This is a genomic window from Bacillus sp. FJAT-18017 (assembly GCF_001278805.1).
Taxonomy (GTDB): Bacteria; Bacillota; Bacilli; order Bacillales; family Cytobacillaceae; genus Bacillus_D.
Genome location: NZ_CP012602.1, coordinates 2,349,390 through 2,361,864 on the forward strand (window position 1 = coordinate 2,349,390; position 12,475 = coordinate 2,361,864).

Consider the following 12,475-nt stretch of genomic DNA (forward strand, 5'->3'; position numbering starts at 1 on the left):
GGGTGAAGCATAATGGTACAAATGGGATTTTATATAAATCAAACACTTTGCTCCGGCTGCAAGGCTTGCACAGTTGCCTGTAAGGACAAGAAGGACCTTGAAGTAGGCCAGAATTTCCGAAGAGTATATGCTTATGAGGAAGGTTCCTATATCCAAAAGGGAACAGCGATTGTTCATAATATAAAGGCCTTCTATTTTTCGATATCGTGCAACCATTGCAAAAACCCAGCATGTTTGCCTGCTTGCCCAACCGGAGCAATCATTAAGCGGAAGGAAGATGGCATCACTATCATCGACCAGGATATTTGCCGGGGAACGAAATTCTGCATATCCGCCTGTCCCTATGGAGCACCTCAATACAACGATAAATTATTCAAGGCAAATAAATGCGATTTTTGCCTTGATCTACAGGAAAAGGGTGAAGACCCTGTCTGCGTTTCTTCCTGTATCATGAGAGCTATCGAGTATGGGCCAATTGAGGAGCTCAGGGAAAAATACGGCAAGGTTGACCAGGTAAAAGGAATGCCGGACTCATCGATCACGTACCCTAATTTGGTCATCACGCCGCATAAAGATGCGCGGATGAGTTAAACAGGAGAAGAGAAGATACCCTCTGGAAAAACTAGTGATGGCCTCTTTTCGGGGCAAAACAAAAAAGGCTTCAGCATATTGCTGAAGCCTTTTTTCGTCCAGTTCCAGCGCCAAGGCGCATGCACTTTTGTTTTATGCGGATGAGAGGACTTGAACCTCCACGGGGTTGCCCCCACTAGAACCTGAATCTAGCGCGTCTGCCGATTCCGCCACACCCGCAAAAAGAATACTTTTACACTATAACACAATTTCCGATTTCTGTGCATAAAATTTTTTCTTATTGGCGACCGCAGCCCTCACTTCTTAACCATTAAAGTCGTCAAGAACCTCTATTGACGACCGGACCCTCACTTTTTAAACGTTCAGGGTCGTCAAGAACCTTTATTGACGACCGCACCCGCTAGTTCTAAACCAGCAGGGTCGTCAATAACAAGGGTGTCTCCGCAGTAGTAAGCTCTCTAATCTGCATTATGCGCACCTATCCCTTCAATGGAGATCCTCAGAAGCGTCCCTTTGTGGAGAATACAAAAAGGCAGCTATTTGCTGCCTCCTTAGAAATTTTTCGGATGTTCTTTATTGGTCGGGCGGATTTGCCGGATTGTCACAAAGGCTGATATTACACACACGCCACCTAATAAAACGAAAATCCAGATATTCGACACTTTCATCAATAGGGCTATGACAGGAGGGCCTACCGCTACGCCGATAAACCGCATCGAACTGTAAATGGAAGTGATCGTTCCCCTTTCTTCCTTCTCAACACCCTCTGTAATCAGTGAATCCAGGCAGGGCAGGCTCAGTCCGATACCAATCCCCGCAACTGTAAACATCAAGAGCAAATACCAAATCTTATCGGAAAAATACAATGCGCCTATCGAAGCGCCAGCCATCACGATACCAATCAAAATCAGCCACTTCATAAGTACTTTATTCTTTTTAATGACTTTTCCTGTAATAAAGGAAGCAAGGCATAACGCCCCCAAAGGAATGGCCAGGAACAAACCTTTTTTAATGTCCTTAATCCCGTATTGTTTTTCGAAAATATCCGAAAGGTAAAAAAGGATTCCAAACAATACAAACATGAGGATGCCGCCTATAAAAAAGATAGCATATAGCCAGCGCCCCTTTTTTGTAAAGGTGTCTTTGACATTTTTGAAAAATTCCTTAAACGGTATTGGTTTGGTTTTGATTTCAGGACAATGTACAAGATAAATCATCATAATAATTGATACTGAACAAAATATCGGTATGGATATGAACGGTAAATACCAGAGAATTCCCGCTAAAAAAGCTCCAAGCACAGGGCTTAGTACCTTTCCCAGCGTGTTTGATGTTTCAATCATACCCAGGGTGCTGCTCACATCATCATCATTTTTAAAAAGGTCGCCAACAAGCGGCAGAACAATCGGAAAAGCCCCAGCTGCACCTACTCCCTGAAGCGCTCTGCCAGCGAGAATAATCCAATAGGCATCATTTGCCTTCCAGGAAGCCCAACTGGAAATGATACCCCCGATTGCTGCGATGATCAAACTAGGGATGATTACCTTTTTCCTGCCAATATGGTCGGATAAATATCCCGCAAAAGGAATTAAAAGAATGGCCACGATTGAATAGACAGTAATGATCATGCTCGACTGAAAGGGTGAAATAGCCAATTCATTTTCCATCCTCGGAAGAACTGGGATAAGCATTGAATTTCCCAAAGTCATCACGAGTGGGATAGAGGAAAGGGAAAGAATTGCCCATTTTTGTTTGGTAAGTTCTGATGACTTACCTTTCTGCTTTTTTTCTGTCCCTATACAAAGTTGATCAATGTGATCCATTTTTACTGAACCGCCTTTGCAACATATTTCTTTCCTTTGCCTTGTGGCAATGGATGTGTATACTGGTTGTATCTTTACTATTTGCTTATTTTAGAAAATGTAGTTAATAAAATCTCATCCTTTTAATGGGATTAGGAGGAGCAAGAGTGACGAAAAGGGAAATAGTACAGTTTTCATTGGGGAAACCAAAGCATTATACATACAAAGAAAAGTCGTTTCGTTCAGCAATCGGAAAAGAACCTGTCCTGGAGGCGTACCTTTACAAGGAAGGTCTTGTTGGAGATGGGGTTGCACATCCGGAATTTCACGGTGGCCCCGACCGGGCTATTTGTTTTTATCCTTTTGAACATTATGCAAAGTGGGAAGCTGAATTTGGCAAAAGATTAGAGCCGCCTATTTTTTGGGAAAACATTACAGCGACCGGAATGCTTGAAAAAGACGTACATATTGGCGATGTTTTTAAAATTGGGGAGGCTATAGTACAAGTAACGCATGGCCGAATCCCTTGTTCGACCATTTCCAGGTTCAACAACATTGACCCTTTTTTAAAAAGGGCGATGGAAACGTGTCTGACAGGATATTTTTTCAGGGTAATTGAAGAAGGGTCAATAAACCGGAATTCCTCTATTGAGCTTCTTGAAACTCATCCCGAAGCAGTGTCAGTTCTAGAAGTTTCTAAGGTCATTCTTCACAAGAATCGCCAAAATCAGGATGCTATTAAGCGGTATATAAATATTCCGGAATTGGCCGGTGAATGGCGAAACAGGCTGAAGAAGATGATGAAGGTTTAGTTTGAATTTATGAAATTTTTAATTATTTTGGTTGACTTTTAAAATGAAACGATTTAAGATTAAAAACAATATAAAGCGAAGACGAAGAGTAGTAACCCGAGCGGAAGCTAAAGAGAGCTGATGGATGGTGCGAATCAGTGCGGATGATTGGGTGAATGGACTTCCGAGCACCTGACCGAACCCTTAGGGCAGTAGGCTCAGGCGGTAAGCCTTACCGTTATTATAGGCGCGTATTCGGCCGGCTTATGGCCTGATACGGACTGAGCGGGCTGTTTTCAGCCAACAAAGGTGGCACCACGGGTTTCCCGTCCTTTTTTGGACTGGAGCCCTTTTTTGCGTTTTTAAAAAATAGATATAGCAAATCGTCGAGCAAGAAGAGTACATGTTTTCAGATTGTTAAAGAGAGCCGGGATGGTGGAAACCGGTACAGGAGAAAGCATCGAATGGGCTTGCGAGAGGCGTTCTGAATAGAGTAGGAATGCACGGGTTCCGCCGTTAAAAGGATAGGGTATCGGATTTTTCCTGTACCTGAAAAGAGGAAGCGGCAACTATGCTGCTTCAATCGAGGTGGCACCGCGGTTACTTAATCGTCCTCTATACACATTATTTCTATGTGTATAGGGGACTTTTTTATTTCTCAAAAAGAAAGGAGTTGTGAATTTTGCAACAACAGCTAAAACCGAAGGCGAAGCCGCAAATAATTGAACTTAACGGAGATACACTGACTCCAGTGTCAATTTTTCAGAAGCTATCGGGCTCCAAAAAATTCTTGCTCGAAAGCTCGTTGAAGCATCAGGATGCTGGACGATTTTCGTTTATAGGAACTGATCCAGTCTTTGAACTGATTACAGAGGGAAAAAGGAACAGGCTTTTTTACAAGGATGGAGTAGAAACCATACTCGAGGGTAGCCCGCTTGCTTTTATCCAGTCATTGATGCCAGATCTTGAAGCAGCTGATTATCCTTTTCCGTTTTTTTCAGGGGCTGCAGGTTATGCGGGTTACGATCTGATCAGGCTTTACGAAAATATTGGGCAAGACCTTACTGATGAGGTGGGCATGCCAGACGCTCATTTCATGTTTTTTGAGGAAATCATTGTGTTCGATCATTTGGAACAAAAAGTCTACCTAACGGGATACCCACTTATAGAAACTACGACTGAAATCGACTTGAAGGCCAGGCTGGAATTCAGGAAAACACAGCTGAGGAATCAGCAATCTGAACAAGATGTGAAACCATTTAAATTGGAACCTTTCAAGCACTCCATATCCAAACAAGAATTTATTAAAAAGGTTGAATCGGTAAAGCACCACATCGAAGAAGGCGATATCTTTCAGGCTGTCCTTTCGCAAAGGCTTCAGACTGATTTTTCAGGAGATACGTTTTCCTGCTACAGGAAATTGAGAACTCATAACCCTTCGCCGTATATGTATTACTTTGAGTTTGGTGATTATACAGTAATTGGTACGTCACCTGAGAGTCTTGTTAAGGTTTCCGGCAGGACAGTCTTAACAAACCCGATTGCCGGAACAAGGCCTAGGGGCGAAGACATTCATTCTGATTCGCATTTAGAACAAGAGTTGAAAGAAGATGTAAAGGAACTTGCCGAACATCGTATGCTTGTGGACCTCGGCCGTAATGATTTGGGGCGAATCTGTAAGTTTGGGACGGTAAGTGTAAGCAGATACCTTGGGGTAGAAAAATACCGGCATGTGATGCATCTTGTATCTGAGTTAAAAGGCGAACTACAAGAAGAAGTGTCACCCTTGGAGGCACTTGCATCGTGTCTGCCCGCAGGGACGGTATCTGGTGCTCCTAAAATACGCGCGATGGAAATCATCAATAGCCTTGAGGAGAGAAAAAGGGGCCTTTATTCGGGCGCAATTGGTTATATCTCCGTAAATGGGAATATGGATTTCGCGCTTGCGATCCGAACAATGATTGTAAAGGACGGAAAAGCCTATATCCAGGCTGGGGCAGGTATTGTCCACGATTCCGACCCGGAAAAGGAATACGAGGAAACTTTAAACAAAATGAAAGCATTCCTGGGGAGGCTGTCATGATTCTTTTAATTGATAATTATGACTCGTTTACATTCAATCTATATCAATACTTGGGCGAGCTCGGGGAAGCTGTCACAGTTATTAGGAACGACAGAATTTCGATTGAGGGAATCCGCGAACTGCAGCCAAAAGCAATTGTTCTCTCACCCGGTCCCGGGAAACCGGAGGATGCCGGAATTTGCTTAAAAATTGTAAATGACCTCTATAAAGAAATTCCGATCCTAGGTATATGCCTTGGACACCAGGCAATTGCCAAAGCGCTTGGTGGTGTTGTGGCAAAGGCAAAAACGGTAATGCACGGAAAAGTATCCACAATCAAGCATAACAGAAGCCTGCTTTTTTCCAACCTGCCAGAAGCGCTTGAAGTGATGCGCTACCATTCACTTTCTGTCACTTTTCAGGCATTGCCAAAAGAGCTGATTGTTGATGCAACTGCGACTGACGATGGAGAAATAATGGCGTTCCACCATGAGAGTTACCCTGTTTATGGGCTTCAGTTCCATCCGGAATCAATAGGAACTGGGGATGGCAAGCAAATCTTAAAGAATTTTATAAAAGGAATTGAAAGGATGGATACACATGAAGGAATATCTGCTTCAGCTTTCGGAGCGTAAATCACTATCGGAACCAGAGATGAAGATGGCTGTGGGGAGGATGCTGAATGAAGAAGCCGAGGAAAGCGAAATTGCAGCATTTTTAATGGCGTTGAAAATGAAGGGAGAGACGCCTGCAGAAGTCGCAGGAATGGCCAATGCCATGAGAGAAAATTCGGTTAGCTTCGGGAAAGTTAACGGGGCAATCGACAACTGTGGAACCGGCGGTGATGGAGCCCAAACCTTTAATGTCAGCAGTACATCGGCATTCGTGCTTGCCGGCGCGGGAGTGAAGGTTGCCAAACATGGCAACCGCAGTGTGTCCAGTAAAACCGGCAGCGCTGATGTCCTTGAATTTTTGGGCATCAATCTAAATTTGTCAGCTGCTGAATCATTATCCCTGCTTGAGGATATCGGAATTACATTTCTCTACGCCCCGAATGTACATCCGAAACTGAAACGAATCATGACGGTGAGGAAGCAACTAAAAATACCAACGGCGTTCAACTTGATTGGTCCGCTTGCCAATCCGGTCGACCTGGATTACCAGCTGGTTGGTGTGTATAGGTCTGATTTTGTGCCATTATTTGCTGAAACTCTCAAAAGGTTAGGAAGAAAGCGGGCAGTTGTTGTCAATGGAGCCGGCTCGCTTGACGAAGCTTCCCTGGCAGGCGAAAACCAGCTGGCAATTGTTGAAGCCGGAGAGGTCACATATATATCGATCACACCGGAGGAAGTTGGCTTAAAGCGTTTCGAAAATAGTTCGATTAAAGGCGGAGAAGCGAAACAAAATGCCGATATTTTAAATCGGGTCCTAAAAGGTGAGGAAGGGGTTTTTAAAGACACAGTCCTTTTTAACGCAGGGATTGGATTATTTACAGCCAAGGCAGCCGGTTCAATCGAAGAAGGAATCAAGTTGGCAAGGAAGGTCATTGATTCAGGTGCAGCCTATGAAAAACTTGAAGGCTTAAGGAAATATTCAAATCAGTTTAGAAAAGAGGCAATTTGATGGAAACGATCTTACAGAGAATTTTACAGGAAAAAGAAAAGGAAGTTGGTAAGTTAAAAGAAACTCGTCGTTCTTTAACGGGGCAGCATGAACCAAGAAGGTCACTTATCGAAAGGCTGAAGAATTCGGCTGAGCTATCGATTATTGCTGAGTTTAAGCGTGCCTCTCCTTCCAAGGGATTGATAAACAATAGCCTCGATCCAGCCGGGCAGGCCAGGCAATATGAAATGGAAGGGGCGCAGGCAATCTCGGTATTGACAGATTCCACCTTCTTCAAAGGCTCGTTCGAAGATTTAAGGGCTGTACGGGAAGCTGTCGGTATTCCGATACTATGCAAGGACTTTATCATCGATGAAATCCAGATAGATTGTGCAATCGAATCCGGAGCAGACTTGATCTTATTGATAGTTGCTGCTCTTGAAGAGGAGAGGCTAATTCAGCTTTATTCCTATGCGAGGCAAAACGGGGCAGAGGTGCTGGTCGAGGTGCACGATGAAAAAGAACTGGCTATCGCCCTTCGTGCCGGAGCCGAGCTGATCGGCGTTAACAACAGGGATTTGCGCACCTTTGAAGTATCGCTGGATGCAACGGTGTTACTTGGACCAAGAGTAAAGCAAGCAGGTGCATATTTTATCAGCGAAAGCGGAATTCAAACAGACAATGATGCGAGAATTGCCGCATCTGCAGGCGCTGATGGAGTGTTGGTTGGGGAATCCCTGATGAAAAGCAACAGCTTGAAGGAGAGTTTCGCAGCCTTCACAGTACCGAAGCTGGAGGTGGCCAAGAAATGAAGGTTAAAATTTGCGGAATAAAGGATGCAGCAACAGCATTGAAGGCAGTTGAATATGGTGCCGATGCCCTTGGTTTTGTATTCGCTGAGAGTAAAAGGAAAATCGGTATGGAAGATGCACGCAAGATCATCAAGGGACTTCCTGACGATGACGAAGTGATGAAAGTTGGTGTGTTTGTAAATGAGGCAAGGGAGACCATTGAGGAAATTGCAAACTATTGCGGTCTGACACATATTCAGCTTCATGGCGATGAATCACCGGAGTATAGCGAATCGTTCCGCTATCCAGTCATAAAAGCTATTTCTATCAATACTCCAATGGATATAAAGAGGATGGAAGAATACGAGACAGAGTACATTCTTTTGGACAGTCCAAAAGGTGCCTATAACGGAGGGACAGGAATTCCCTTTGACTGGAAGGCGGCTGAAGGGGTTGATTTTACCCAAAAGAAAGTCATTCTGGCAGGTGGCTTAAATCCTAACAATGTAGCACGGGCAATTGAGATAGCTAAACCATTTATGGTGGATGTCTCGAGCGGGGTCGAAACAGATGGGCAAAAGGATGTAGCCAAGATAAAAACATTTATTGATTCAGCAAAGTTAGCGGGAGGGATAATGATATGACGATTTATACATTGCCGGATGAACGGGGGCATTTTGGAACCTTCGGCGGGAGATATGTACCAGAAACATTGATGAAGGCTGTTCTGGAAATGGAAAAGGCATACAGTGAGGCCAAGAATGACCCTGAATTTCAGAGGGAATTCCACAGGCTGCTGGGGGAATATGTCGGCAGGGAAACGCCGCTGTACTTAGCAGAGAATTTAACCAATTATGCAGGCGGAGCAAGGATTTACCTTAAGCGGGAGGACTTGAACCATACTGGAGCACATAAAATCAACAACACCATCGGCCAGGCGTTGCTTGCACTAAGGATGGGCAAACGTAAAATTGTTGCGGAAACCGGGGCAGGTCAACACGGCGTCGCTACGGCTACAGTTTGTGCCTTACTTAATTTGGAATGTATTGTGTTTATGGGAGCGGAGGATGTGAAAAGGCAGGCCTTGAATGTTTTCAGAATGGAGCTCCTTGGCGCGAAGGTCATCAGCGTCAATTCCGGCAGTTCCACCTTGAAGGATGCTGTCAACGAAGCATTAAGGTACTGGGTCGCAAATGTGGATGATACCCACTACTTGTTGGGTTCCGTAATGGGACCACACCCGTTTCCCGTTGTTGTTAGAGATTTTCAGAGTGTGATTGGGAAAGAAACAAAGAAGCAATTCCTTGAAAAAGAGGGAAGGCTTCCTGAGGCAGTTGTCGCCTGCATTGGCGGAGGCAGCAATGCGATGGGGATGTTTTATGATTTTATTGAAAATGAGGAAGTAAGGCTGTACGGAGTCGAGGCAGCAGGCAGCGGGATCGATACGCCCTATCATGCAGCGTCGCTGACAAAAGGGAAACCAGGTGTGCTTCACGGTGCGTTCATGTATCTTTTGCAAAATGAGGACGGCCAGATTCAGGAGGCCCATTCAATTTCAGCTGGCCTTGATTATCCAGGGGTCGGTCCGGAGCATAGCTACTTGAATGATACAGGCCGGGTTAAGTATGACTCAATTACAGATGAAGAGGCGTTAAGAGCCTTTAAGCTGCTATCCATAAAGGAAGGAATCATACCGGCTCTTGAAAGTGCCCATGCTGTTGCGTTTGCGGTAAAGCTTGCAGCTGAAATGCCTAAGGAAGAAGCAGTTGTCGTGTGCCTGTCAGGCAGGGGAGACAAAGACATAGATTCGGTAAAAGACAAACTGAAAGGAGTGAGCATTGATGAATAGGCTGGCAGGAAAATTTCAACAGCTTGCAATGGAAAACGAAAAAGCTTTTGTTCCATATATTATGGCAGGTGACGGAGGTATTGAAATCCTAAGCGAGCGAATAAAACAACTTGAAGAATATGGAGCTTCAGCGGTTGAAGTAGGCATACCATTTTCTGATCCGGTTGCTGATGGGCCGGTCATTCAAAGAGCCGGCATCCGGGCACTGGAGAGGGGCACAACTTTAAAGAGTGCATTGCAGCAAATTGAAGTGGCAAGAGGGTCTGTTTCCATACCAATTGTTGTGATGACCTACTTAAATCCAATCCTCGCTTTCGGGATTGATCGTTTTGTAAGTGAATGTGTTTCAGCTGGAGTTGACGGCTGTATTATTCCAGACATGCCGATAGAGGAGGAATTTCTCTTAGAACCACAGTTTACTCAGGCCGGAATTGAGCTGATCCGCCTCGTTACATTGACAACTCCATTCGAGAGGATTGAGCAAATCTCGAAGAAAGGAAATGGGTTCCTTTACGCGGTGACAGTAAAAGGAGTGACCGGAGGCAGACGAAGCTTCCAGGAAGAGCTGAAAGAATTTCTTGAAAAAGTAAAAGCAGTAAGCACGATTCCGGTTTTGGCCGGTTTCGGGATTTCCACAAGGGATCAGGCTATTGAGCTGGCTCACCATTGTGACGGTGTGATTGTCGGAAGCAGGGTGGTTGAACTGTTCAATGAAGGAAATATATCTGAAGTTGAGGAGCTCGTTTCGTCATTCAAAAAAATTGCTGCAGAACATTGATAAACGCTAGTAGAAAAGCCGCGCTGATGTGCTTTTCTGGTGTTTTGAAATGAGCGGCCGATTTAAAAATTACTAATTAATCAGAGTCCTGGAGAGGTGGAAAAATCCAATAGGGCTGGTTTATTAATCAGAGTCCGGGTGAAGCAAATAATCCAATAAGGCTGGTCCATTAGATTAATCGCACTCCCCGATCCTCGTTAAAGGGCTGAATTAACTATTGCCAGTTGGACGACCTGAAATTTTTCATACAAATTTATAAATAGTGCCATTTGTTACAGAGACGATTCTGATATTCCACTATACTAATAATGAATTAATTTACTTGGAGATTAAGGAATTAGAGGTGGGCAGGATGAAGCTGTATGAAGGAATATTGAGAATCCTGGATGAGAGAGGGCCGCTTCCTTTTTCATCCCTTTACAATGAGGCAAGGAATCTTTTTAATTCCAATGAGACAGCTTTCGACCCTGGAGAAGTTCAAAATGCTGTAGCACGAAAAAGGGACTTATTTCTCATTAATAACGAGATTGTTTCAATTCATCCTGATAAGGATTTGCTGCAACTTCATGTTTTTGCTGAAATGCCTGGAAAGCCAGCCTGTCAGTGTATCATTAATTTTGAAAAAGAAAGATTTGTCTATACAGAATGGCTTGATAACGGTTTTCCAAACCAATCACTAAAACATTTTCCTGGTGCTTTCGGTGACCTACGTTTATTCAAGGAAGCAGTTTACAAGCTAGCAATTTGGGACTGGGAACAAACCTATATAACAGGCGAGGGTATTATCCTGAATGGAACTAGCTGGTTTGTGCATCTTAAAACAAAAACAACGGAATATAAAATTTCTGGACATAACGGCTATCCTCAAAATTGGCCATCGTTATGCAGGGCATTACACGTTTTGACTGGCTCCCCATATTGGTGAGCCTTTTTATTTTAGTAATATTTTATAATTTTTAATCCAGCCTTTTACCCCGTATTTATGTGCTAATAAGGGTGAGAGGTTGCAATTACTCGCAAATTCTTTAAAATAAAGGAAGTAGAGTTTAGAAATTAGAGGTGCGATAGAATCTTGAGAGACATTACAATAGAAGAAATGTTCAATATTAAAAATCCTGTTGTCATAGATGTCCGTTCTCCAATCGAATTTGAGGAAGGTTCCATACCAGGGGCAGTTAATGTTCCACTGTTCACTAATGAAGAGCGGAGCGAAGTCGGTACAATCTATAAAAAAGAAGGGACAGATGCGGCAAAATGGCGGGCAATGGAAATTGTATCGCCGAAATTACCGGACATGCTGTCTGAAATCCGCAAATTCGGCGGGCGGGGAAACAATCTAATCATCCAATGCTGGCGCGGAGGTTCGAGAAGCAAGGCTGTTACAAGCTTCCTTGAATTCTCGGGTATAAACGCGAGACGCCTGCAAGGCGGCTATAAAGCTTACCGGCAGTCCATCTTGAAGGAATTGCCTGAACTTATGCCGAAACAGGCGATTGTCCTGCATGGTATGACAGGTACAGGAAAAACTGAAATACTGAAAATCCTTTCCGCTAAAGGATATCCTGTCCTTGATCTTGAACAGCTTGCCAATCACCGAGGATCAATATTTGGGGCTATTGGGCTTGGCCAAGGGAACAGCCAGAAAACGTTTGATGCCTTGCTGCATGACAGGCTTATGGAATTAAAGGGTTCGCCATATGTCATTATGGAAGCAGAAAGCAAGCGAATTGGCCGGGTTGTGCTTCCAGATGAACTTATGGAAGTTAAGAAGAATGGCATCAATATTCAAACGAACCTCCCTATGGACAAGCGAATTGCGCTTATCAAAGCTGAATACATTACTCCATACCAAAATGAGCCGTGGTACTATGATAATGTAAAAACAGCTCTCGAGAGAATTGAAAAAAGAATCAAGGACCATGAGGCAAAAGTCCAGCTATTTGAGCTTCTTAACGCAAAGGACTACACAGGCATGATTAAAATTCTTCTGGAATCATATTATGATTCGATGTACGGGCATAAACAAGAAGAATATGATGGTAAGTTTATAAATATTGCTGCGGAGAGTTTTGAAGATGCAGCGAAGAAGATTGAAGATTATCTAGGCGGGATGGCACCTATGCCATTTACACCAGTTATACAGTCATGACATGAGAAAATAACCAGCCGCCGGGGGTAATCCCGGCGGCTGTTCGTATGGCTTAGCAAT

Annotated in this window: 12 protein-coding genes, 1 tRNA gene and 2 other annotated features; of the genes, 11 read left to right on the plus strand and 2 right to left on the minus strand. The window is 43.9% G+C overall.

The genetic code is table 11. The features are described 5' to 3' along the window. Nucleotides 1-12 precede the first annotated feature (12 nt). Nucleotides 13-591 (plus strand): DMSO/selenate family reductase complex B subunit, encoded by a 579-nt coding sequence (locus tag AM500_RS10895; protein WP_053599229.1) that lies wholly within the window; start codon nt 13-15, stop codon nt 589-591. A 135-nt stretch (nt 592-726) separates the two neighbouring features. Here AM500_RS10895 and AM500_RS10900 read toward each other — a convergent pair. Together AM500_RS10900 and AM500_RS10905 are read right to left on the minus strand one after the other, a co-directional pair. Further along, nucleotides 727-810, minus strand: a tRNA-Leu gene (locus tag AM500_RS10900). A 332-nt stretch (nt 811-1,142) separates the two neighbouring features. After that, nucleotides 1,143-2,414 (minus strand): bacillibactin exporter BcbE, encoded by a 1,272-nt coding sequence (locus AM500_RS10905; RefSeq protein WP_053599230.1) that lies wholly within the window; start codon nt 2,412-2,414, stop codon nt 1,143-1,145. Between the two features lie 146 nt (nt 2,415-2,560). Between AM500_RS10905 and AM500_RS10910 the strand changes: the two genes are divergently transcribed. From AM500_RS10910 to mnmH, 10 genes are all read left to right on the plus strand, one after another. Then, nucleotides 2,561-3,205, plus strand: coding sequence for an MOSC domain-containing protein (locus AM500_RS10910; protein ID WP_231688133.1), 645 nt, complete (start codon nt 2,561-2,563; stop codon nt 3,203-3,205). Nucleotides 3,206-3,274: 69 nt separating this feature from the next. Continuing rightward, nucleotides 3,275-3,521 (plus strand) — a binding site (T-box leader). Between the two features lie 40 nt (nt 3,522-3,561). Further along, nucleotides 3,562-3,803 (plus strand) — a binding site (T-box leader). Nucleotides 3,804-3,866: 63 nt separating this feature from the next. Next, complete coding sequence (gene trpE, locus AM500_RS10915) at nt 3,867-5,267, plus strand: anthranilate synthase component I (RefSeq protein WP_053599232.1); 1,401 nt, start codon at nt 3,867-3,869, stop codon at nt 5,265-5,267. After that, nucleotides 5,264-5,881: an anthranilate synthase component II gene (locus tag AM500_RS10920; protein ID WP_053599233.1), complete on the plus strand. Its 618-nt coding sequence runs from the start codon at nt 5,264-5,266 to the stop codon at nt 5,879-5,881. Before trpE ends, AM500_RS10920 begins: the two co-directional genes overlap by 4 nt. Next, a complete protein-coding gene (gene trpD, locus AM500_RS10925; protein ID WP_053599234.1) occupies nt 5,847-6,869 on the plus strand; it encodes an anthranilate phosphoribosyltransferase in 1,023 nt (340 codons plus the stop codon). The genes AM500_RS10920 and trpD overlap by 35 nt, the downstream gene beginning before the upstream one ends. Continuing rightward, the gene (gene trpC, locus AM500_RS10930) at nt 6,869-7,660 is read left to right on the plus strand and encodes an indole-3-glycerol phosphate synthase TrpC (protein WP_053599235.1); all 792 of its coding nucleotides are present in this window, start codon (nt 6,869-6,871) and stop codon (nt 7,658-7,660) included. Before trpD ends, trpC begins: the two co-directional genes overlap by 1 nt. Beyond that, entirely contained in the window at nt 7,657-8,283 is a 627-nt protein-coding gene (locus AM500_RS10935) for a phosphoribosylanthranilate isomerase (RefSeq protein ID WP_053599236.1), read from the plus strand. The genes trpC and AM500_RS10935 overlap by 4 nt, the downstream gene beginning before the upstream one ends. Next, nucleotides 8,280-9,488: a tryptophan synthase subunit beta gene (gene trpB, locus AM500_RS10940; protein WP_053599237.1), complete on the plus strand. Its 1,209-nt coding sequence runs from the start codon at nt 8,280-8,282 to the stop codon at nt 9,486-9,488. The genes AM500_RS10935 and trpB overlap by 4 nt, the downstream gene beginning before the upstream one ends. After that, nucleotides 9,481-10,266 (plus strand): tryptophan synthase subunit alpha, encoded by a 786-nt coding sequence (gene trpA, locus AM500_RS10945; protein WP_053599238.1) that lies wholly within the window; start codon nt 9,481-9,483, stop codon nt 10,264-10,266. The genes trpB and trpA overlap by 8 nt, the downstream gene beginning before the upstream one ends. 352 nt (nt 10,267-10,618) lie before the next feature. Further along, nucleotides 10,619-11,191, plus strand: coding sequence for a hypothetical protein (locus tag AM500_RS10950; protein WP_053599239.1), 573 nt, complete (start codon nt 10,619-10,621; stop codon nt 11,189-11,191). Between the two features lie 147 nt (nt 11,192-11,338). Beyond that, nucleotides 11,339-12,415 carry a tRNA 2-selenouridine(34) synthase MnmH gene (mnmH, locus tag AM500_RS10955; RefSeq protein WP_053599240.1) on the plus strand — a complete coding sequence of 359 codons (1,077 nt, stop codon included), beginning with the start codon at nt 11,339-11,341 and terminating at the stop codon, nt 12,413-12,415. Nucleotides 12,416-12,475: the final 60 nt, after the last annotated feature.

Coding starts and splice junctions, on each gene's coding strand:
- AM500_RS10895 (WP_053599229.1), top strand. CDS start 13: ATGGTACAAATGGGATTTTATATAAATCAAACACTTTGCTCCGGCTGC.
- AM500_RS10905 (WP_053599230.1), bottom strand. CDS start 2,414: ATGGATCACATTGATCAACTTTGTATAGGGACAGAAAAAAAGCAGAAA.
- AM500_RS10920 (WP_053599233.1), top strand. CDS start 5,264: ATGATTCTTTTAATTGATAATTATGACTCGTTTACATTCAATCTATAT.
- trpD (WP_053599234.1), top strand. CDS start 5,847: ATGAAGGAATATCTGCTTCAGCTTTCGGAGCGTAAATCACTATCGGAA.
- trpC (WP_053599235.1), top strand. CDS start 6,869: ATGGAAACGATCTTACAGAGAATTTTACAGGAAAAAGAAAAGGAAGTT.
- AM500_RS10935 (WP_053599236.1), top strand. CDS start 7,657: ATGAAGGTTAAAATTTGCGGAATAAAGGATGCAGCAACAGCATTGAAG.
- trpB (WP_053599237.1), top strand. CDS start 8,280: ATGACGATTTATACATTGCCGGATGAACGGGGGCATTTTGGAACCTTC.
- trpA (WP_053599238.1), top strand. CDS start 9,481: ATGAATAGGCTGGCAGGAAAATTTCAACAGCTTGCAATGGAAAACGAA.
- AM500_RS10950 (WP_053599239.1), top strand. CDS start 10,619: ATGAAGCTGTATGAAGGAATATTGAGAATCCTGGATGAGAGAGGGCCG.